Annotated in this window: 16 protein-coding genes; 9 read left to right on the top strand and 7 right to left on the bottom strand. The window is 65.8% G+C overall.

The features are described 5' to 3' along the window. Nucleotides 1-15: 15 nt before the first annotated feature. The 3 genes from glcE to U5760_RS05210 all read right to left on the bottom strand — a co-directional run bounded on the left by glcE (nucleotide 16) and on the right by U5760_RS05210 (nucleotide 4245). Nucleotides 16-1104 carry a glycolate oxidase subunit GlcE gene (gene glcE, locus U5760_RS05220; protein ID WP_322010124.1) on the bottom strand — a complete coding sequence of 363 codons (1089 nt, stop codon included), beginning with the start codon at nucleotides 1102-1104 and terminating at the stop codon, nucleotides 16-18. A 117-nt stretch (nucleotides 1105-1221) separates the two neighbouring features. Continuing rightward, a complete protein-coding gene (locus U5760_RS05215; protein WP_322010122.1) occupies nucleotides 1222-2715 on the bottom strand; it encodes an FAD-linked oxidase C-terminal domain-containing protein in 1494 nt (497 codons plus the stop codon). A 114-nt stretch (nucleotides 2716-2829) separates the two neighbouring features. Further along, entirely contained in the window at nucleotides 2830-4245 is a 1416-nt protein-coding gene (locus tag U5760_RS05210) for an FAD-binding oxidoreductase (RefSeq protein WP_322010119.1), read from the bottom strand. Nucleotides 4246-4444: 199 nt separating this feature from the next. On the opposite strand from U5760_RS05210, the gene U5760_RS05205 reads away from it, so the two are divergent. Beyond that, complete coding sequence (locus U5760_RS05205; RefSeq protein WP_322010118.1) at nucleotides 4445-5017, top strand: cob(I)yrinic acid a,c-diamide adenosyltransferase; 573 nt, start codon at nucleotides 4445-4447, stop codon at nucleotides 5015-5017. Between the two features lie 194 nt (nucleotides 5018-5211). Continuing rightward, nucleotides 5212-6447, top strand: a complete 1236-nt coding sequence (gene hmpA / locus U5760_RS05200; protein WP_322011058.1) for an NO-inducible flavohemoprotein — start codon at nucleotides 5212-5214, stop codon at nucleotides 6445-6447. Between the two features lie 43 nt (nucleotides 6448-6490). Here hmpA and U5760_RS05195 read toward each other — a convergent pair whose 3' ends face one another. The 3 genes from U5760_RS05195 to U5760_RS05185 all read right to left on the bottom strand — a co-directional run bounded on the left by U5760_RS05195 (nucleotide 6491) and on the right by U5760_RS05185 (nucleotide 10415). Further along, complete coding sequence (locus tag U5760_RS05195) at nucleotides 6491-7495, bottom strand: GlxA family transcriptional regulator (protein ID WP_322010116.1); 1005 nt, start codon at nucleotides 7493-7495, stop codon at nucleotides 6491-6493. A gap of 191 nt (nucleotides 7496-7686) precedes the next feature. Beyond that, complete coding sequence (locus U5760_RS05190) at nucleotides 7687-8139, bottom strand: GDP-mannose mannosyl hydrolase (RefSeq protein WP_322010114.1); 453 nt, start codon at nucleotides 8137-8139, stop codon at nucleotides 7687-7689. A gap of 320 nt (nucleotides 8140-8459) precedes the next feature. Next, nucleotides 8460-10415, bottom strand: a complete 1956-nt coding sequence (locus U5760_RS05185; RefSeq protein ID WP_415914046.1) for a hypothetical protein — start codon at nucleotides 10413-10415, stop codon at nucleotides 8460-8462. Between the two features lie 597 nt (nucleotides 10416-11012). On the opposite strand from U5760_RS05185, the gene U5760_RS05180 reads away from it, so the two are divergent. The 7 genes from U5760_RS05180 (at nucleotide 11013) to U5760_RS05150 (ending at nucleotide 21194) form a co-directional block, all read left to right on the top strand. Beyond that, on the top strand, nucleotides 11013-12017 hold the full coding sequence (locus U5760_RS05180; protein ID WP_322010112.1) for a GlxA family transcriptional regulator: 1005 nt from the start codon (nucleotides 11013-11015) through the stop codon (nucleotides 12015-12017). A 131-nt stretch (nucleotides 12018-12148) separates the two neighbouring features. Next, nucleotides 12149-13648 (top strand): mannose-1-phosphate guanylyltransferase/mannose-6-phosphate isomerase, encoded by a 1500-nt coding sequence (locus U5760_RS05175; RefSeq protein ID WP_322011054.1) that lies wholly within the window; start codon nucleotides 12149-12151, stop codon nucleotides 13646-13648. A gap of 31 nt (nucleotides 13649-13679) precedes the next feature. Beyond that, on the top strand, nucleotides 13680-15068 hold the full coding sequence (locus U5760_RS05170; protein WP_322010110.1) for an undecaprenyl-phosphate glucose phosphotransferase: 1389 nt from the start codon (nucleotides 13680-13682) through the stop codon (nucleotides 15066-15068). Nucleotides 15069-15173: 105 nt separating this feature from the next. Then, nucleotides 15174-17399 carry a polysaccharide biosynthesis tyrosine autokinase gene (locus tag U5760_RS05165; RefSeq protein WP_322010109.1) on the top strand — a complete coding sequence of 742 codons (2226 nt, stop codon included), beginning with the start codon at nucleotides 15174-15176 and terminating at the stop codon, nucleotides 17397-17399. A 126-nt stretch (nucleotides 17400-17525) separates the two neighbouring features. Continuing rightward, on the top strand, nucleotides 17526-18644 hold the full coding sequence (gene gmd / locus U5760_RS05160) for a GDP-mannose 4,6-dehydratase (RefSeq protein WP_322010107.1): 1119 nt from the start codon (nucleotides 17526-17528) through the stop codon (nucleotides 18642-18644). Between the two features lie 5 nt (nucleotides 18645-18649). Continuing rightward, nucleotides 18650-19612 carry a GDP-L-fucose synthase gene (locus U5760_RS05155; protein ID WP_322010106.1) on the top strand — a complete coding sequence of 321 codons (963 nt, stop codon included), beginning with the start codon at nucleotides 18650-18652 and terminating at the stop codon, nucleotides 19610-19612. Between the two features lie 241 nt (nucleotides 19613-19853). Then, nucleotides 19854-21194, top strand: coding sequence for a glycosyltransferase WbuB (locus tag U5760_RS05150; RefSeq protein ID WP_322010104.1), 1341 nt, complete (start codon nucleotides 19854-19856; stop codon nucleotides 21192-21194). 13 nt (nucleotides 21195-21207) lie between these two features. Here U5760_RS05150 and U5760_RS05145 read toward each other — a convergent pair whose 3' ends face one another. Beyond that, a complete protein-coding gene (locus U5760_RS05145; protein WP_322010101.1) occupies nucleotides 21208-21867 on the bottom strand; it encodes a hypothetical protein in 660 nt (219 codons plus the stop codon). Between the last annotated feature and the right edge of the window lie 101 nt (nucleotides 21868-21968).

Below are 21968 nucleotides of genomic sequence, written 5' to 3'. Positions count from 1 at the left end.
CGCGTGCCGGTGAGATCAGAAGTCGGAGTACAGGCGGCCGCGATTGAAGATGCGGGCCGGGTCGAACGCGGCCTTCAGACCGCGATGGATTTTCATGAGCGGCGCCGGCAGCGGCGTGAACACGCCGGCGCTGCGGTCGTACTCGCGGCCAGTGCGGAACATCGTCGCGTGGCCGCCCGCCTGCTTGGCCGTGATGCGTACGGTTTGCGCATCGGTTTCGGTGATCCACCAGCGCTGGGCGCCGCCCCATTCCATGAGCTGGGCGCCGGGCAACTGCAGAGGCTCGGCGATGGAGGGCAGCGCGAGGCGCCAGAGCGCCGCGTTGGGCGCGATGGCCGCGAAGAAGGGATCGGTCTGCTCGCGCAGGCCGGCCCAGAAACGCTCGGCTTCCACCGCGTCCACCACTTCGCCGCCCAGCGCGGCACGCGCGGACTTCACGGCTGCTTCCGCGCCCGCGAGGCGCACTGCCAGCGTACCGTTGCGCCACGCGCTCGCTGTCATGGGCAGAGGCCGGCCGCCCCATTCATTGAGCTTGCGCACGGCATCCGTGCCGTTCATGTCGAATTTGAGCGTCGTTTCGGATTGGGGCGCGGGAAGTACCTTGACCGAGAGTTCGAGCATCAACCCGAGCGTGCCGAGCGATCCGGCGAGAAGGCGCGCCACGTCGTAGCCGGCCACGTTCTTCACCACCTGGCCGCCGAAGTGCAGTACCTCGCCGTGTCCGTTCATGATCGCGGCGCCCAGCACGAAGTCGCGCGCGGCGCCGGCGAAGGCCCGGCGTGGCCCGGCGATGCCCGCGGCGATGCAGCCGCCGAACGTGGCCTGTGCGCCGAAATGCGGCGGCTCGAACGCCAGCAGCTGGTCGTGGGCGGCGAGCGCCGCCTCGATTTCGAGAAGCGGCGTGCCGGCACGCGCCGTGATCACGAGCTCGGCCGGATCGTAGGCCACGATGCCCCGGTGCGCGCGGGTGTCGAGGATTTCGCCTTCGAGGGCTTGCCCATACCAGTCCTTCGTGCCGCCGCCGCGTATGCGCAATGGGCGTCCGTCGGCACTCGCCGCGCGTATGCGGTCGGACCAGACGGCGACGATGTCGTCCTCTTCCATGGCTTGCTTGTCGTTGTCGTTGGTTCGATTGTACCGGCCGGCTCCTCGCTGACAACCCGGAGCGGACCCGTATCGCGCCCCGGGCGGTGCATCCGCCCGGGGCGCGCCGATACGGGCTCAGAAGCGCGGAAGCTCGGGGTGGGGCAGCAGGTTGCCGCGCACGTGCATCTTGCCGTACTCGGCGCAGCGGGCCCGGGTGGGGATGCCCTTGTCGGGATTGAGGAGGCCGGAGGGGTCGAACGCGCGTTTCACCGCGTGGAACGCATCGCGCTCCTGGGGCGAGAACTGGACGCACATCGAGTTGATCTTCTCGATTCCCACGCCGTGTTCGCCGGTCACGGTGCCCCCGAGTTCGACGCAGGTTTCGAGAATATCGGCGCCGAAGGCCTCGGCGCGGTGCCACTCGTCGAGGTCGTTGCCGTTGAAGAGAATGAGCGGGTGCATGTTGCCGTCGCCCGCGTGGAACACGTTGATGCAGTGCAGCCGGTAATGGGCCTCCATCTCGTGAATGCGCGCGAGCAGCGGGCCGATGCTGCGGCGCGGCACCGTGCCGTCCATGCAGTAGTAATCGGGCGAGATGCGGCCCGCGGCGGGAAACGCGTTCTTGCGCCCGGACCAGAAACGCAGCCGCTCTTCCTCGGTGCGCGAGATCTGGATGCGGGTCGCGCCGTGCTCGCGCAGCACGAGCACGGTGCGCGCAATTTCGTCGGCCACTTCTTCGGGCGTGCCGTCGGACTCGCACAGCAGGATGGCAGCGGCATCGAGGTCGTAGCCTGCTTTCACGAACTCTTCCACGGCCCGGGTGGCCGGCTTGTCCATCATTTCGAGGCCGGCCGGAATGATGCCCGCCGCGATGATGCCGGCTACGGCGTCGCCGCCTTTCACCACGTCGTCGAAGCTCGCCATGATGACCTGGGCGGTTTGCGGGCGCGGGATCAGCTTGACGGTGACTTCGGTCACGATCGCGAACATGCCCTCGCTGCCGATCATCACGGCAAGCAGGTCGAGGCCTGGCGTGTCGGGCGCGAGCGAGCCGAACTCGACGATCTCGCCGTCCATCGTCACCGCGCGCACGCGCAGGATGTTGTGCACGGTGAGGCCGTACTTGAGGCAATGCACGCCGCCCGAATTCTCGGAAACATTGCCGCCGATCGTGCAGGCGATCTGCGAGGACGGGTCGGGGGCGTAGTAGAGGCCATAGGGCGCGGCCGCTTCGGAGACGGCCAGATTGCGCACGCCTGGCTGAACCGTTGCCGTGCGCGCGTACGAATCGACTTCGAGAATGCGGCGAAAGCGGGCGAGCGACAGCACGATGCCGTGCCGGATCGGCATGGCGCCGCCGGAGAGGCCCGTGCCCGCGCCGCGCGGCACGATCGGCACGTCGAGGCGGCGGCAGATCTGCACGATGCGCTGGACCTGCGATTCGGTTTCGGGCAGCGCGACCGCGAGCGGCAGGCGCCGGTAAGCGGCGAGGCCGTCGCACTCGTAGGCGACGGTATCTTCTTCCCGATGCAGCAGACAGTGCGCAGGCAGCACCGCCATCAAGGCCTGCACCACTTCGCGCTGGCGCTGCGCAAGCACTTCCGGCGACATCTCGGCCGGTGCGTTCATGTGTCCTCCCGCTCGTCTGCGCTGGTTGGGGTACTGCCTGGGCGTGGGCGCACTGCGCGGTTCAGGCCGCGAAGATGGCGGCCGGCGTACGTGGGCCCTTTGATTGCAGGACGCTCAGGCCGCCCACGAAAAGATCTTGCCCGGATTCATCAGGTTGTGCGGATCGAGGGCGTGCTTGATCGCGCGCATCGTATCGACAGTGTCGGCGCCATGTTCTTCTACGAGGAAGTCCATCTTGTGCAATCCCACGCCGTGCTCGCCCGTGCAGGTGCCGTCCATGGCCAGCGCGCGTTCGACGATGCGGCGGTTCAGGCGCTCCGCTTCTTCGATCTCTTCGGGTTTGCTGGCGTCGATCAGCATGGCCACGTGGAAGTTCCCGTCGCCCACGTGCCCGACGATGGGGCAGGGCAGCGGCGAGGCCTTGAGGTCGGCTTCTGTTTCGACCACGCACTCGGCGAGCCGCGAAATGGGCACGCAGACGTCCGTCGTCACCGCGCGGCAGCCGGGCCTCAACTGCAGCATGGCGAAATACGCGTTGTGGCGGGCGTTCCACAGGCGGCTGCGGTCTTCGGGGCGCGTCGCCCATTCGAAGCCTTCGCCGCCGTTTTGTGCGGCGAGTTCCTGCACCAGTTGCGCCTGCTCCTGCACGCCGGCTTCGGTGCCGTGGAACTCGAAGAAGAGCGTAGGCGCTTCACGCAGCGTGAGGTTCGAATGGCGGTTGATTGCGCGTACGGCGAGCGAATCGATGAACTCCACGCGCGCGATGGGCACACCCATCTGGATCGTCTCGATCACGGTACGCACGGCTTCGGCCATCGAGTGGAACGTGCAGACGGCGGCCGATACCGCTTCGGGCTGCGGATAAAGGCGCACGGTGATCTCGGTGATCACGCCAAGCGTTCCCTCGGAGCCCACGAAGAGCCGCGTGAGGTCGTAGCCCGCCGAAGATTTGCGCGCACGCGTGCCGGTCTTGATGATGCGGCCGTCGGCCAGCACCGCGGTGAGGCCGAGCACGTTCTCGCGCATCGTTCCGTAGCGCACGGCGTTGGTGCCCGAAGCGCGCGTCGCGGACATGCCGCCGATGCTTGCATCCGCGCCCGGATCGATCGGGAAGAAGAGACCGGTGTCGCGCAGCGCCTCGTTGAGCGCCTTGCGCGAGATGCCGGGCTCGACGGTCACGGTGAGGTCTTCGGCGTTGATCGAGAGCACGCGGTTCATCTGCGAAAGATCGATCGAGACACCGCCCTGCACGGCCAGCAGGTGGCCTTCGAGCGACGATCCATTGCCGTAGGGAATGATGGGCACGCCGTATTGCGCGCACAGTTTCACGATGGCCTGGACTTCGGCGGTGCTCTGCGCATATACGACGGCGTCGGGCAATTGCGGATCGAAGCGCGACTCGTCGCGGCCGTGATGGGCGCGCACGGCTTCGGAGGTGGAGACGCGGTCGCCGAAGGTGCGCTCCAGCTGGTCGAGGAGTTCGGCGGGAAACGGGCGGCGTGCGAGGGCCGGCGGCGCGGGATGATTCACGCGGAGTCTCCTTCATGTAGGCGTGTCGTGCTGTGCGGCCCATTTTACGCTGAAGGAGGGCAGCGGGGCGCGCGCCCCCGGGGCGGCGGTCCCGAGACAGCGCATTCGCGGCCTGCGCGACTTTGCTGCATCGCATCAAATCTATAATGGACCCCACGCGCCGCTGGTGCGCAAAAGACCCGCTTCAGGAGGACGCATCATGGGCAATCGGCTGAGCAGAATCGTCACGCGCACGGGCGACGACGGGACGACCGGTCTTGGCGACGGTAGCCGCGTGCGCAAGGACAGCTTGCGAATTGCGGCCATCGGCGACGTGGACGAGCTGAACTCGCAGATCGGCGTGCTGCTTTGCGAGAGCTTGCCCGACGACGTGCGCACGGCGCTCACGGCCATCCAGCACGATCTCTTCGATCTGGGGGGCGAGTTGTGCATGCCGGGCCACACGGTCATGACCGATGCGCATCTGGCACAGCTCGACGGCTGGCTGGCTCACTACAACGCAACATTGCCGCCGCTCAAGGAATTCATCCTGCCGGGCGGTTCGCGCGCGGCGGCACTCGCACACGTGTGTCGCACCGTGTGCCGGCGCGCGGAGCGAGCGGTGGTGGCGCTGGGGGCATCGGCTTCCCCTGATGAGACGCTCGCCGAAACGCCGCGACGCTACGTGAATCGGCTGTCGGATCTGTTGTTCGTGCTCGCTCGCGTTCTCAATCGCGCGAACGGTGGGGACGACGTGTACTGGCGGCACGAACGCGGGGCAAAGGCTCAATAACAACGCGCAGTAACGATGCGCAGTTAACGATGAATTGGCAGCGCGCCGACAACGCAAAGCGTGCCCCGATCTCCGCGCACCCGGCTGTTCAAGCACTGGCACGACAGCCCGCCATGGCACCAAGAACCTGGGCCAGAATCCCGGCCCACCCAGTGCGACAAAATGCCTGGTCAGGTTCTCTGGCTTAAACATGTATTGTTTTTACATCTTTAAGCCGGAGAACCCGAATGACTGCGCTGACCGCCCACCAGATGGCCCTCGTCAAGGCCACGGCTCCCGTTTTTGCCGAGCATGGCCCCACCATCACGAAGCACTTTTACAAGCGCATGTTCAAGGCGCACCCGGAGCTCAAGAACCTCTTCAACCAGACGCACCAGCAAAGCGGCAGTCAGCCCGAAACGCTGGCGCGCGCCGTTTATGCCTACGCGGCGAACATCGACAATCTGGCGGTGCTGGGCGACGCCGTCAGACACATCGCGCACAAGCATGCAAGCCTCAACATCCGTCCCGAGCACTATCCGATCGTGGGGCGCCATCTGCTGGGCGCGGTCGTCGACGTGCTGGGCGACGCGGTCGATCAGCCCACGCTCGACGCCTGGACCGTCGCCTATGGACAGCTCGCCCAGATCCTGATCGGCGCCGAGGCGAAGTTGTACGAGGCGGCGTCGTGGAGCGGCTTGCGGCCCTTCAAGGTGATCCGCAAGCAGGTGGAGAGCGCCGAAATCACCTCGTTCTATCTCGCGCCCGCCGACAGCGCCCCGGCCGGCGGCTTCGAGCCGGGCCAATACGTGAGCGTGACGCGTTTCGTCGAGCGCCTCGGTGTCGATCAGCCGCGCCAGTACAGTCTCTCGGACGCGCCGCACGGCCGCTGGCTGCGTATCTCGGTCAAGCGCGAAGCGGGTCGGGACGACGTGCAGCCGGGCCACGTCTCGAACCTGATGCACGATGGCGTCGAAGAAGGGACGATCGTCCACGTGAGCGCGCCGATGGGTGAGTTCACGCTCGATCGCAGCAAGAGCACGCCGGTTGTGCTGATGAGCGGCGGCGTGGGCATCACGCCGATGGTGTCGATGCTCGCCACGTTGCTGGCGGCGCGCAGCGACCGCGCGGTGACTTTCGTCCATGCCTGCCGCGATGCAAGCGTGCATGCTTTCCGCAACTGGCTGCGCCATGCCGCCGCCGAGCATCCGAACCTGAAGCGCGCGGTGTTCTACGAGCGAGTGGGGGCGAGCGACCGCGCCGGCATCGACTACGATTTCGAAGGCCGTATCGACATCGGCCGAATCGAAGAATCCGTGTTGCTGCCCGACGCCGATTATTATCTCTGCGGGCCCGTTGCGTTCATGCGCGAGCAGCGCGAGGCCTTGCTCGCGCGCGGCGTCGACGAAGCGCGGATTCACACGGAGATCTTCGGCTCCGGCATGCTCTGACGCGCAACGCGCCTCACGGCACGGGGCCCCCGACTTTTGGCTCTTAGTCGCCCGGCCCGCGCCGGTTCACGGCGCGATACCCCGATGGCGAGATCGACAGCCTGCGCCGGAAGATCCGCGCGAGCCGCTCGCCGCGCGGCACGCCGCAGCGTTGCGCGATCTCGCTGATCGGCAGGTTGGTCTGCGCGAGCAGCAGGCAACTTGCATCGAGCCGCGTGCGCAGCAGGTATTCGGAGGGCGTGAGACCGGTATGCATCTTGAAGTGGCGCAGAAAGTTTCGCATGCTCATCTGCGCGACGCGCGCTGCATCCGCGACCGAGACCGGCTGGTGATAGTTCTCGCGCAGCCAGTGCGCGGCGAGGCTGATCTTGCCGTTGGCGCTGTCCGCTTCGCCGTCGTCGAGCATCGGGCCGAGGCGCTCCCACGCGCCCGGCATCGAATCTTCGGAGACCCGCTGAGCCAGCGCATCGCCGTGATTGCGCTTGACGACCTTGAGCGCCGCGACGAGCGCTTCGGGCGGAGCGACCACCGAAGCGCTCGCGTGGCGCGCTTCGAGCGCGCGGCGCAGACGCTGTGCCGAAGCGGCGGTGTTCAGTCCTATACGCAAAAACGACACGTCGGCGGCGGCGAGCAGCGCGCGTCCTTCGCCGAGCGCGCGAATCACGCGCACCTTGGGGGCGAGCGTTTGCAGGCGCGCGATGAGCCGTGCGTTGTCGCGCGCGTCGCTGGCGCCGGGGCCGCCCGCAATGAAAAGGGTATCGAAGCCGTTGCGCAGCGGCCCGTACAGGCTTTCGGTCCAGATGCGCAGCGCGCAACTGCTGCCCACGCTGCCGCCCGCTTCGGAAAGCATCGCGACCGAATAGGGGGGCGGTGCGCCGAGGCTCGCATCGTTGGCGAGACGAAACACGTCGGCAAGCAGGCTCACGTCACCGATCGGGAAGCCCTCGAAAACCAGAATGCCGATACGCTTGGCCACGGGTCCGAACTTGAAGTGAGCGCCGCGCGGCAGGAAGGCAGCTTGCCGGCAGACCACCCTATCGATGTGCATGGCCGGTTCCTCGCGCAGGAATGGATTTGCAGGAGTCCGTGACGTTCGCCATGGCGGCCAGGGCTTGCGCACGTATCTCGCCTGTGCGCTTCATCATAGGCCGCACGTTGCGAGCGGCAGGCGGCTCAGTCGGAAAATGCCGAGAAGTTGGCAGATTGGCTCGATATGCGCGCGGCTGTCCGGTCGGCGCGCTAGCGAAAGTAGTTCTTCGCGTTCTCATGCACGTCGTCGCGCGCGAGCAGCTCTTCCGGTGCGAGCCATGCATATTGGCTATGCTGGTCGAAGCGGCCGACCGGCACGGTGCTGTCCAGCGTCAAGGCATAGGCCAGCACGACATAGTGTGTGCCGATGCCGTTTTCAGCCGCGAAGTTGTCGGGATACAGATGCTCGTATACGCCGCAAAAGCGTGCGGCCGTGCGCTGCACGGCGGCGATGCCGAGTTCAGTTTCGACGATGCGGGTGAATGCGCCGTCCAGACGCTCGTCCTTGAGAATGCGCCCGCCCGGCACGAACCAGGTGCCGCGCGCGGGGCGATTGCGGCGCCGGCCGACCAGCACGCGGCCTTCGGCGTCCTCGACGATCAGGTCGATCGCGACGAGTGGCGCAAGCCGCACGACGTCGAGAAATTCCGTGGGCGACAGCATGAGCGAGCCCGTTCGTGGCAGGAAAAAAGACGGCCCGCGGCGTGGACGCGAATCGCACGACGCACACGGTGTACGCAAAAAACGGCGCACGAAGCACGCACAAAGCACGCACGAAGCAGGTTGCGCGTTCATGTGCAGTCTAGGCCGTGCGATATTGCACCGCACTGTCCTGAGCCGCCTAAGTCTCGCTGTCATGGGCCAAGATGTGCGCTGTGATGGGGCATCGCGGCCGCAGGCGACTATAGTGAAGCCGCAATGAAACCGCCGCAGTGAACCTGCCGTATTGAACCTGCTGTATGAACCTCCGGAAGGACGGCGCCTTACGGCGCGACGTAGCCCGCGGGCGTGATGGCGTTGGCCTTGATGACGGCCGCGTTGCCCGAGACCACGTAAACCGGCGATTCCGTCAGGTTGAGCGGCAGCGTGCCGTCCTTGTAAGCCGTTTTGGTCTCGTTGCCCATCATGTCGAACACACTGACCTCGCCCGAGCGGCCGCGTGCGTCGACGGGCAGGGCCCAGTTCGTGGCGCGCGTTGCGTCGAATCCTGTCTTTGCGCTCCAATGTGCGTTGTCGTGACTCCAGAGGGCGGTGATGACCTTGCCGTCGGGCCGCGCGAAGGCATAGGCATAGACACCTGGCGGCGTGCCGCGCAACGGGCCGAGTGTCGCGGTGCCGTCGATCAGCCGCGTCATGGCTGCGACCGCGAGCGCGGCCGGCTTCGGGCTGATGTTCGAGGACCCATACGCTCCCTGCGCATGGTCGAGTTCGAAGAAAAGGCCATAGCCGGGTGTGGTCTCCGGCATGTCTGCCCCGTAAAAAACGAACGTGACGTTGGCGCCTTCGCCCAGCAGGATCAGGTGCGTGCGCGCCACGACCGCGCCCTGTGCGTAGAGCGTTTGCGCGTCGGGATAGTGCGGACCGTAGGCGCTGCCGATGTCGTAGCTGATGCCCGTCTCCGTCACGAACAAGGGGGCACCGGGCTTGAGCAGGTCGCGCATCGTCGCGCGCAGATCGCGCATCGCTTCGGGCAGGCCAGGCGTGTCGCCCGGTGCATTGACGAGCCGCTCGGGCGGATGCGAGGGGCTCGTGCCGAAGTCGTAGTAGCCGTGAATGGTCACGCCGTCGAGATAGCGCGTAATGCCTAGTTGTGCGAAATGTTTGAGCCACTTCGTGTTGTCGCCCACACCCGAATAGGTGAGGCCCATCACGACCGCATTGGGATCGGTGGCATGAATGCCCTCCCAGACCGACCGGTAGAGATCGACGAAATGGGCGTCGGTATCGCGCCAGGGCAGGCCGCCGTCCGGATCGGGTTCCCACGTGACCTGGTAATAGTTGCGCGACTGACGTGGAAATATCTTCGCACGCACGTGTGCCGAATCGGTGCCCACACGCGTCATATAGTCGTGCAATGCCGCTTCGGAGACCGGCGCATAACTGTGCGTGTCCTGGCCGTTCGGACTCGCCCATGAGGGAATGCCGTCGAGCAGGATCAGCCGCATGATGTCGCCGGAGCGAAATCCGGTCGCGAGTTCGGCAGTGGCGGGTTCGAACGTGTTCGGGCCTTTCGGCTCTTCGTTATACCAGTTGCGGTTGTCGTTGGCCCAGGCGAGCCCGAGGTCGGTATAGAGCGGCCGGAAGCCGTCGCCGCCGCAGCAGTGCTGGCCGGGCGCGAGGTAGGCCGTGCCCTGGCCGCCGAAGCGGTGCAGATCCTGATGCGCGAACGCTGGCGGCGGCAGTGTGGAGGAAATGTCGGGCAGCACGCCGAACGTCGTTATGCCCGCCGGGCGCGTGCCGCGCTGGGGCAGCGTGGCCGCCGGTTGTGAGGCGAGCGAGGCCGAGAACGCGAAATAACCGGCCTGCGGCATCGTGCAGGTGAGCGACGTGACGCGCGCGCCTGCCGCCACTGGAAAACTGCCGCTTGCCTGCGGGCGGCTCCAGGTGTCGGCGATCTGCCATTGCACCTTGTCGTCGGCGTGGGTCCGCGTGACCACTTCGATACGCACGCTGCGCCCGTGCGGGAAAAGACGCGTGCCGTCACTGCCAGGCGTGTCGGCCGAGATGGGCGAGTCGCCTGCGCCTGCGCCGTCGCGGCTCGTCGCGCTGTGGCAGACGGCGTCGTCTGCGGCGTCTGCGGCCTGGCACGGCATCGAGGCGAGCAGCGCGCCGGTCGCGAACGCAGCGAGCACGAGGCGCGCGACGCCGCGGGGCTTCGATGCGGACGCAACGGCGGCGGGCAGGATCATCGGCGCGCTCACGAGAGGATGAAAAGGCAAGACTAGTGGCTTTCGCCTGTCGCGTCGCGCCAGGGTCCAGTCTTTTCGCGCAATGCCGGGCACGCCGCGTGCGTGGGATGCCCCAGTGCGCGCGCATGCGGCCATTCTTATAAACGCATGCATACCTTATCTGATTTTGTGCGATGCAGAATCCTTTTAGGAGATTTAATATCTGCTTTGCGCGCACCGGAACGGCGCTTAAACCCGCTTTAACGTCTTTTTATCAGACGAATAGAGGCGCCGTTTTCACCCTTCCTTATCATCCGTTTTTTCTTCCATCCCGCAGAAAATGCAACGACCGGAAGACATCGCGGAATTCATCGTATTAAAGCCGAAAATACTGATCGGGCCGTATCGGCGGGCAGTTTTGTCTCATCAAAGCAATCAAACGATTCACGGTTTTCAATCAATTGCTTTTTGGTGCAAACCGTAACGTGCGTGCTTCAAAATGGTCCGCGACCGGACTGAATGCGCCAATGTCTCGGCAGTTTCGGTCAGTCGTCGCTACGCCGAATTTTATACGCATATGATGCACTGCACACGGAATGCTATTACCAGGACTTTTCACTTTGGACGGGGGACGTTTAGGGGAAAAGCATGGCGTACGCAAGTCTGGATTTGCCATCGTTCACTCACCCGCATCTCGTCACCGCGGGTATTAACCGGGAGATTCGTCATATCGCAATTCTCTTGTTCGACGGTTGTTCGCTGCTTGGGGCAGGAATCGTGGCCGAAGTCTTTCATATGGCCAATGAACTTTCGTCGGACACGGATCGCCGTTTTCCCTATGACGTAAGCATTCTTTCCGCCGATGGCGGCAATGTCACATGCTCGTCATCGGTGAGGGTCTGGACGGATGGACTCGATGCGCGTCACTACGTCGGCTTCGACGCGCTGTTTGTCGCAGGTGGCAAGGGCGCCTTCGCCGCCGCCAATGACGAGCGCCTGATCGCATGGCTTCGTCATGTGCATGCGAATACCGGCATGATCCGCCCGATCGGCGAGGGACGTTCGCTGCTGGAGGCCGCGAGCCTCTGCGGGCAACGCGTGCCGCGCGAATTCGGCACCTACGGGATGGCCGGAGTGCCGAATGGACGCGAGGATGCCGTGGGCGACCCCGGCGACCGGCTCGAATCCATGAAGAGCGCGCTCACGCTCGTCAAGCGCGACCTCGGCGTGGATGTGGCGCGTGCGGTGACTGAACGGCTGATGCCCGACTCGGGCGGCAATCTGATGCCGTTTCTCGGCGACGCGCTCGGCAGTGCGCCGGCCGACAAGGTGCGGGCCGCTGCGCGCTGGCTGCAGGAAAATTGCCAGCGTGCCATTTCGATTGCGGATGCCGCGCAGGTCGCCGCGATGAGCGAGCGTAACTTTCTGCGCCGTTTCAAACTGGAGATGGGCATTACGCCTTCGGATTACCTCCTGCACGCGCGCCTCGCGATTACGTGCAGTCTGCTGGCCGATTCGGAATTGCCAGTGGACAAGATCGCGCGCCGCACCGGCATGGGCAATGGCGACCGCCTTGCCAAGATCTTCCGCAAGCGCATGATGATTTCACCCACCGAGTATCGCGAACAAAGCCGACGCGAAGCTGGCGCCTGAGGGCGCTGCTTCGCCGGACTTTGGGGCGCGTGTCGAAAGACAGGCGACCATTTGAGATATATAGGAGTGCGAACATGAATGAAAGGCTGGCGATACCGCAAGATCTGCACCCGGGTGAAGTAAAAGTCGGCATGCCGGGAGAAACCGGCGCGCAGCAAGACGACGCGGCGGCTTGCACGCGCATCGTGCCGGTCGTGCTGGCGGGGGGATCGGGCACGCGGTTGTGGCCGATGTCGCGCGAGAACTTTCCCAAGCAATTGATCGACGTCGTGGGAACCGACACGCTGCTACAGGCGACTGTTCACAGGCTCGATGGATTTGGCGAGGGATGGCAGGTCGCCAGTGCGCCGATTGTCGTGTGCGGCGAAGAGCACCGCTTCGTGATTGCCGAGCAGATGCGCGCCTGCGGCAGGGACGCGCGGCTCATCGTCGAGCCTGCGCGGCGCGACACGGCGCCGGCTCTCACGCTCGGTGCCGCGCTTGCCAGTGCCAATGGCGAAGACGCGATTCTCATGGTGATGCCGTCGGATCACGCAATCTCCGACGTGGGCGCCTTGCAGCGCGCACTCGAATGCGCAGCACGTCATGCGCAGCGCGGTGCGATCGTCACGCTGGGCGTGCCCCCGCGCTCTCCCGAGACCGGTTTCGGCTATATCCGCATCGGCGGGGCGCTCGACGATGGCGCGCATCGTATCGATGGCTTCGTCGAGAAGCCTGCACCGGAACTCGCCGCCCAGTATGTGTCGCAGGGCGGGTACTGGTGGAACAGCGGCATCTTCGTGATGCGTGCAAGCGTATGGCTGAAAGCCCTTCAAGGGTTGCAGCCTGCCATGCACGACGCGTGCATGGCGGCGTTTGCCGAAGGCACGGCGGATGGGGCGGTGTTTCGTCCTTCGGCGCAAACCTTCGTCTGTTCGCCATCGGACTCGATCGACTACGCGGTGATGGAGCGGCTGGCGGGCAACGGTGTGGACGAACAGGAACTGCCGCAAGGCGTCGTGGTGCCGCTCGACGCCGGCTGGTCCGACCTCGGTTCGTGGGATGCGGTCTGGGCCGCCATGGAGAAGGACGAATGCGGGAACGTCGCGCGCGGTCGCGTGCTGTTCGAGGGTGCCGTTGCGAGCTATGCGCACTCGGAGGGGCGGCTCGTGGCATGCGTCGGGACGTCCAACCTGGTCGTGGTCGAAACGCCCGATGCCGTATTGGTTGCGGATCGTTCGAAAGTCCAGGACGTGAAAGGGCTGGTTGCCCGCATCAAGGCGCAGAACGCTCCCGAGGCCGACGAGCATCGCAAGGTGCGCCGTCCATGGGGCTATTACGACTCGATCGACAGGGGCGAACGCTTTCAGGTGAAGCGCATCGTGGTGGCGCCCGGCGGCCGGTTGTCGTTGCAATTGCATCATCATCGCGCCGAGCACTGGATCGTCGTGCGCGGCACCGCGCTCGTGACACGTGGCGAAGAGTCGTTCCTCTTGACCGAGAACCAGTCGACATTCATCCCGCTTGGCGTGCGTCATCGGCTCGAGAACCCAGGCAAGGTACCGCTCGAAATCATCGAGGTGCAATCGGGTTCGTATCTCGGTGAGGACGACATCGTCAGGCTGGACGATTCATACGGTCGCTACAGTTGAACGTTGCATTGCCGACCTCCAGGTGAGCGAAATGCGCGAGCTTCAAGGACTAATGGCGAGGTTGCTGGATGTCGCAGCGGTGATCGTCGGAGCGGTGGTGGCTTCGCAGATCCGCTTCGATGCCCTGCTGGGGCGCGGCTTCTACGACGTATTCGTGTTGTTCTCCGCGGCGTTTTCACTCGCGCTCTTTCCGGCGTTCGACATCTACCTGTCCTGGCGCGGCCGCTCCAAGGTGTTGCTGGCAGGGCAGGTGTCGCTTGCCTGGCTCGTGGTTCAGGGCTGCGCGCTGATCGCCATGTACTCGACCATGCACCACGTGGACATCGTCTCCCGCCTCTGGTTCGCCTACTGGACCGCCATCGCCGGCGGGCTCCTCATCACCTGGCGCCTCGGCACGCACGGCGTGCTCGCGCACGTGCGGCGCGCCGGTCTGAACCTGCATCAGGTCGCCATTGCCGGCTCGTCCACGCAATGCGACGAGATGGTCCGCCGCATCGAAGCGGATCCGAGCGCGGGTTTTCGCGCGAGCGTCCTCTACAGCACGAAGCCAGATACGCCGCCGGCCAGCGCCGCCCGCACCGCAATCTGCGAGACGATCGAAGGCTTTGCACAATACATCCGCGACTGCGACGTGCACGAGCTCTGGCTCGCGTTGTCGCTCGCCGACGAGCGTACCGTGGCGCGCCTCGTGACCGAGTTCCGCAACGACCTCGTGAACATCCGCTTCATTCCCGACGTGCGCTCGCTTGCGCTCTTCGACACCAGCAGCGTGATCGAGCTGCTCGGCGTGCCGGCGATCAACCTGGTCGCTTCGCCGTTGACGGCCAGCGCCCAGTTCAAGAAGGCCGTATTCGACCGTGTTTTCGCGAGCGCGGCGCTCGTGAGCCTCGTGCCGGTTCTGCTCGCGATCTCGGTCGCGGTGAAGCTGTCTTCGCCTGGCCCGGTGTTATTCAAGCAGCGCCGCAAGGGCGCGGACGGTCGCGTGTTCACCATCTACAAGTTCCGCACGATGCGTCTGCATGCCGAAGCGCCGGGCAAGGTGAGCCAGGCCACGCGCGGCGATCCGCGCGTGACCCGTGTGGGCGCCTTCCTGCGCCGCACGAGTCTCGACGAACTGCCGCAGTTCTACAACGTGCTGCGCGGCGATATGTCGGTGGTCGGGCCGCGTCCGCATGCGCTCGAACACGACGATCTCTACCAGCGTGTGGTGACGGGCTACATCCACCGCTACCGCATCAAGCCCGGCATTACCGGCTGGGCGCAGATCAACGGCTTTCGCGGCGAGACCGACCGCCTCGAAAAGATGGAGTTGCGCGTCGCGCACGATCTGTATTACCTCGGCCACTGGTCGTTCTGGCTCGATATGCGCATCATCGCGGCCACCATCGCCCACGGCCTCGTCAGTCCCAACGCCTACTGAGCGTGCGCACGGCATCGTCCGTGCGCGAAGCAGTGGACCCGCCGCCCGTGCGCGCGGGTTGCATCCGCTACATGAGGCGCTTCATCAGTTTGAGGGAGAGCGAAGATGGCGATCAACTATGACAGCGGCTACGCCATGGCGGGCGCCGACGAACGGTTTCTGGGCGAGTATCTGCAAACGCTCGTTGCGAACTGGCGCACCATCGCCGTCGTGACGCTCGCGTTCACGCTGCTCGGCACCACCTACGCGTTCCTCGCCCCGCGGACCTATCGCGCCGACGTGCTGTTCCATGTCATGGAAAAGTCCGACGCGAGCAAAAAGGACAACAGCCTGCCGCCGCTCACCGGCATGTTCGACACGAAGACCTCGGCCAACGGCGAGATCGAGATGCTCAAATCCCGTCTCGTCACCGAGGAAACCGTGAAGCGCCTGCATCTCGACATCACCGCGCGGCCGCGCGAAATGCCCGTTGTCGGCGGCATGCTGGCGGGGCTCGTGAACGGCAACTGGGGCGTGAGGCTGCCGTCGTTTCTCAAGCCGGCCGGTTATGCGTGGGGCGGCGGCGATATCGCGGTATCGCGTTTCGATACGCCCGAAGCGCTTTACGAGCGCGAGTTCACGCTGGTCCCGGGCGCGGACGGCTCCTACGTGCTGCGCGACCCCGACGGGATTGCGATTCTGCAGGGCCGTGTGGGCGAGGACGTGACGGCGAACACCGCCGATGGCCCGATCGCGCTGCATGTGGACCGCCTGAGCGGCGCGCCCGGCACGCCGTTCGCGCTCACGCGCGCGTCCACGCTCACGACCGTCGAGCGGCTGCAGCGCTCGCTCGACGTGTCCGAAGTGGGACTGCAATCCGACGTGATACTCGCGAGCCTCGAGGGCCACGACAGCAAGCTCACGGCGGAGATCCTGAACAACATGGCGCGCGAGTTCATCGCGCAGGACGTGGAAAGCCGCTCTGCCGAAGCCGAGCATATGCTCGCATTCCTCGACGACCAGTTGCCGCAGGCCCGCGCGCAACTCGACGCGGCCGAGCAGCGCTACAACAAGTTCCGTAACGAGCACGGCACGGTCGATCTGGGCGAAGAAAGCCGCTTGCTGCTTCAGCAGGTGGTGGACAACAAGACCCGGCTCGAGGATCTGCAACAGCAACGCGCCGAGCTCTCGCAGCGCTTCACCGAGCACCATCCGGCGGTGGCCGCACTCGATGCGCAGATCGCGAACCTGCAAGGCGAGCAGGCCACGCTCACGCGCAACGTCGCCTCGCTGCCCGATACCGAGCAGACCGCGGTGCGCCTGCTGCGCGACGTGCACGTGGATACCGAGCTCTACACGAGCCTTCTGAACAGCGCGCAGCAACTGCGCGTGGCGAAGGCGGGGCAGGTGGGCGACGTGCGCATCGTCGATTACGCCCAGGCGCCGGACGATCCGGTGCGTCCGAAGCGTCTGCTCGTGATCGCGTTGTCCATCGGCGCGGGGCTGGTGGTGGGCATCCTCGTCGCGATCGTGCGCAAGTCGCTGTATGGCGGTGTGGAGCGTCCCGACGAACTCGAAGCGGCGCTCGGCGTGCCGGTCTTCGCCGTGGTGCCGCGCAGCTCGCAGCAGTTGCGCCTGCAACATCATGTTTCGGCGCGCCGGCGCGGCCTGCACGTGCTCGCGCAGCAGGCGCCGCAGGACGTGGCGGTGGAGGGCGTGCGCAGCCTGCGCACGTCGCTGCAGCGCTCGCTCAGCGAAGCGAGCAACAACATCGTGATGCTCACCGGATCGCGGCCCGACATCGGCAAGTCGTTCCTCTCGGTCAACCTCTCGGCGCTCGTCGCTTCCGTGAACAAGCGTGTGCTGATCGTCGACGGCGACATGCGGCGCGGCGACGTGCACTCGCACTTCGGTATTCCGCATCAGCCCGGGCTCTCGGACGTGCTGCTGGGCGCCGACCTGAATTCGGCGATCCAGCGCGACGTGCTGCCGGGCCTCGACGTGCTCGCGAAGGGTACGTTGCACTCGCATCCTTCCGAACTCCTGATGAGTTCGCGCTTCGAGGCGCTGCTCGAAGAACTGAAGGCGAAATACGACATCGTGATCGTCGATACGCCGCCCGTGCTTGCCGTGACCGATTCGACCGTGATCGGGCGCTATGCGGGCACGACGCTGCTCGCGATCCGCCACGGCCGCCACCCGCTTTCCGAGCTCGAGGAAACGGTGAAGCGCCTGCGCATCGGCGGCGTGAACCTGCGCGGCGTGCTGCTCACCGACGTGCCGAAGACCGGCGCGTTCATCGGCGGCGGCTATCGCGGCGGTTATTACGGATACGAAAGCATTCCAGGGTAGTACGAGGACGTGCCGTCCGCAACGGGTCAAGGCAGGACAGAACCGGACACAGCAGGACACAACCGGACACAACCGGGCGGACGGAGAAACCACCGAATCCATTTCGCTACGCGCGAGGAGAGAACGATGGCTCGTAAGGTTGCGTTGATTACCGGCATCACCGGTCAGGACGGTTCGTATCTGGCGGAACTGCTATTGGAAAAGGGCTACGAAGTGCACGGCATCAAGCGGCGCTCCTCGCTCTTCAACACCGACCGGATCGATCACCTGTATCGCGATGTGCACGACCCGGAACCGGGCATCCAGCTGCATCACGGCGAACTCACCGACTCCACGGCGCTCTTGCGCGTGATCCAGCGCGTGGCGCCCGACGAGATTTACAACCTCGCCGCGCAAAGCCACGTGGCCGTCTCGTTCGAAGAGCCCGAGTACACGGCGAACGCGGACGGCCTCGGCACGCTGCGCATTCTGGAGGCGATCCGCATTCTGAACCTCACGAAGAAGACGCGCTTCTATCAGGCTTCGACCTCCGAGCTCTACGGGCTCGTGCAGGAGGTGCCGCAGCGCGAAACCACGCCGTTCTATCCGCGCAGCCCGTATGCCGTTGCGAAGCTGTTCGCGTACTGGACCACGGTCAACTATCGCGAGGCGTACGGCATGTACGCGTGCAACGGGATTCTCTTCAATCACGAATCGCCGCAGCGCGGCGAGACCTTCGTCACGCGCAAGATCACGCGTGCGATCGCGCGCATTGCGGTGGGGCTGCAGAAGGACCTGTACCTCGGCAATCTCTCCGCGCTGCGCGACTGGGGCCATGCGCGCGATTACGTCGATATGCAGTGGCGCATGCTTCAGCAGGACGAGCCCGAAGACTACGTGATCGCCACCGGCGTGCAGTACAGCGTGCGCGATTTCGTGCGCGTGGCGGCGGCCGAGCTCGGCGTGACCGTGCGCTTCGAGGGCAGCGGCCTCGACGAAGTGGGCATCGTGGAGCAGGTGGAAGGGCGCGAGACGCGCCTCGAACCCGGCAACGTGATCGCGCGCGTCGATCCGCGCTATTTCCGGCCGACCGAGGTCGAGACCTTGCTCGGCGATGCCTCGAAGGCCCAGCAAAAGCTCGGCTGGAGTCCGGCGACTTCGTTCCACACGCTGGTCAGGGAAATGGTGCGCGCGGACTATCAGATTGCCCGCCGCGACGCGCTGGTCACGCTGGCTGGCTTCAAGGCTCTCGAACATCACGAGTGAAGAACATGGATACGAATTCCCGCATCTTCATCGCCGGCCACCGCGGCATGGTGGGCTCGTCGCTCGTGCGCGCGCTTCAGGCGCACGGCTACTGGAACCTCGTGACGCGCGCCCACGCGGAGCTGGATCTGACCGACCAGCATGCCGTCGACGACTTCTTCGCACACGAAAAGATCGACGCCGTGCTGCTCGCGGCGGCGCGCGTGGGCGGCATCATGGCGAACGCCACGCAGCCCGCGCAGTTCGCCTACGACAACCTCGCGATCGAAACCAACGTGATCCGCGCCGCGTATCGCGCGGGTGTCGGGCGACTTGTCTTCTTCGGCTCGTCGTGCATCTATCCGCGCGAGTGTCCGCAGCCGATCCGCGAATCCTATCTGCTCACCGCGCCGCTGGAGCCGACCAACGAAGCCTATGCGATTGCGAAGATCGCAGGTCTTAAGTTGTGCGAAGCGTATAACAAGCAGTACGGCACGCATTTCGTATCGTTGATGCCGACCAATCTCTACGGCCCCAACGACAACTACGATCTCGCCAGCGGCCATGTGCTGCCCGCGTTGCTGCGCAAGGCGCATGAGGCGCGCGTGAGCGGCGCGCGCACGCTCACGGTCTGGGGCTCGGGCCGGCCGCGCCGCGAGTTCATGTACGTGGACGATCTCGCCGACGCGACGCTCTTCCTGCTCGAACACGAGGCGGACGATGGCGTCTATAACGTGGGCGTGGGCGAGGACCTGTCGATCCGCGAGCTGGCCGAGCGCGTGTGCGAGGTGGTGGGTTTCGACGGCGAACTGGTGTTCGACTCGAGCAAACCCGACGGCACGCCGCGCAAGCTGCTCGACGTCTCGCGCCTCGGCGATCTGGGCTGGCACGCGCATGTGGGTCTCGGCGAGGGGCTCGCGCGCACCTATGGCGATTTTCTCCAGTCGTCGCATGCGGCGCCGGCATACGAGACGGCTATGAGAGCGTGAGGCCTGCGGACCCGGGCGCTCGAAGTCTAACGAGGCCTCGCGGGTCCGGGTTGCCCACAGAGCATGCGGTTTGTTGGCGGCGAGCGTCGGGAGAGGACCGGCTGGACGGCGCTCGCCTTTTTTTTGCCGCTGCGGCCGGCTTGCAGCCATGCGCATAACCAGAGACGGCGCAGGGTAACGCAAGCCGGCCCGGCCTTCCGTTCGCACAGTTCGATGAAAACTGCGCGAAAAGAGTCCAGCGATGAGAATCCTGATCTATGGATTGAATTACGCGCCGGAGGTGGCGGGCGTCGGCAAATACACATCCGAAATGGCCGAGTTGCTCGCCGCGCGGGGGCACGAGGTGCGCATGGTCTGTGCACCCCCTTACTATCCGCAGTGGCGCGTGCACGACGGCTACCGGGCCTGGCAGTATCGGCGCGAAAACTGGCGCAGCGTGCCGGTCTCGCGCGCGCCGCTGTGGGTGCCCTCGCGGCCGCGCGGGCTCACGCGCATCGTGCATCTGGCGAGCTTCGCGCTGTCTTCGCTGCCGCTGCTCGTTCGGGAAGCATTCTGGCGGCCGCAGGTGATCATGCTGATCGTGCCCACGCTCCTGTGCGCACCGGGGGCGCTTGCGCTCGCGCGCGCGACGGGCGCCAAAGCGTGGCTGCACATTCAGGACTTCGAAGTGGATGCCGCGTTTGGCCTGGGGCTGCTGCAAGGCGGCGGCGCGTCGCGTGGTGCGCGCGTGGCGAACGCCACCGAGCGCATGCTTTTACGCCGCTTCGACGTGGTCTCGTCGATTTCGCCGCGCATGGTGGAGCGGGCGATCGACAAGGGTGTCGATGCGTCGCGCACGGCGTGTCTGCCGAACTGGGTCGACACCAAGGCCATTTTTCCGCTGCCGGTGCCGAGTGCGTACCGCCGGCGGCTCGGCATCGCGCCCGCTAACACCGTCGTTCTGTACTCCGGGAGCATGGGCGCGAAGCAGGGCATCGAGATTCTCGCGGATGTCGCGGCGGCGTTGGCGGGGCGGCCCGATATCAGCTTCGTGTTCTGCGGCGACGGCGCGGCGAAACACGAACTGCTTGCGCGCTGCACACCGCTTTCGAATTGCCACGTGTTGCCGCTGCAACCCGCCGAGGCACTGAACGAACTGCTCAACGTTGCCGATATCCACGTGCTGCCGCAACGCAACGATGCCGCCGATCTCGTGATGCCGTCGAAGCTCACCGGCATGCTCGCGAGCGGCCGCGCGGTCGTCGCCATGGCGCGGCCCGGCACGAGCCTCTTCGATGTCGTGACGGAAACCGGAATCGCGGTGCCGCCCGAGGACCGCGATGCGCTCGCGGCCGCCATCGTCGAACTGGCCGGCGATCCGGAACGGCGCGCGGCGCTCGGTGCGGCCGCGCGCCGTTACGCGCAGCAAAGCCTCTCGCCCGAGGCGATCTTTGGGGCGTTCGACGCGAGGCTGGCCGTGCTCGCGGGGACCGCCGAGGTCGCGGCGGAGGCGGTGCAAAGTGTGGCCGAGGGCGCCGCCGCACCGGATCGCGCGGGCACACGCCAATCGAGATTGCGCGAGGCTGAGCAGTCGGACGGGTGAGGGGCGACCTGGCCTACCAGGGCGAACGGTACAACTGCGCGGCAGCCGAGCGTTGCGACCCGGTGTACGGGTTGCCATAAACGGGCGCGGTGGGCGACGTTGCGCTCGCACCGTAGTCATAAGCTGCCTTCGTGCTGTCGCCGGCCGATTGCGCGTTCTTGACGGCCGACGCGTGCCCGAGACTGCGGCGGATGCCATCCGTAGCGGTTCCAGCGGCGCTTCTTCCGATGCCACCCGTAGCACTGCCGCCGCGCGGGCTCGTTCCCGCCGCGCCGCTCGCTGCATAAAAATCGGACGGGCTGATGATGCGCATGCGCGCCTCTTTCGTGAGCGCGTCTTCCTGCGCGGCGGGCGAGGCGCCGTCGCTGCTGTAGGCGCCGCCTCCGTACGGATTGTCCTCGTCCGAAGGGCCGCCGAGCATGCCGTCCTCGTCGGACTGTACGCGGTGCGTAGTGGGGGGAGCGCCGGTGCCGTTCTGCTCGTCCTGGCTTGCGCTGTTGCCCCGATCGTCCGAAGAGGCAGGCGAGGCCGGCACCGTATCTTGCTGTGCATGGGCGGCAGGCGGCCACGCGCAGCACGTGACGTACAGCGCGAGGGCGAGGATCGAAGGCGCCGTGCCGCGCGCCATACGCAGCACGGCGGCGGCAGCGGGCGAAGAGGCGGTCATGGACATGATTCGAAACCTGGCATGCAACGCTCATTTGACGCCTGGCGCGGCGATGCCTTCATGGTGCGCACATGGCGTCGCGCAGCCGCGCCAAAACACCGGCGGTG

This window comes from Paraburkholderia sp. J12, from assembly GCF_905220215.1.
Taxonomy (GTDB): Bacteria; Pseudomonadota; Gammaproteobacteria; order Burkholderiales; family Burkholderiaceae; genus Paraburkholderia.
Note: the sequence above shows the minus strand (reverse complement) of the source record. Positions and strands in the feature narration are given on the sequence as shown.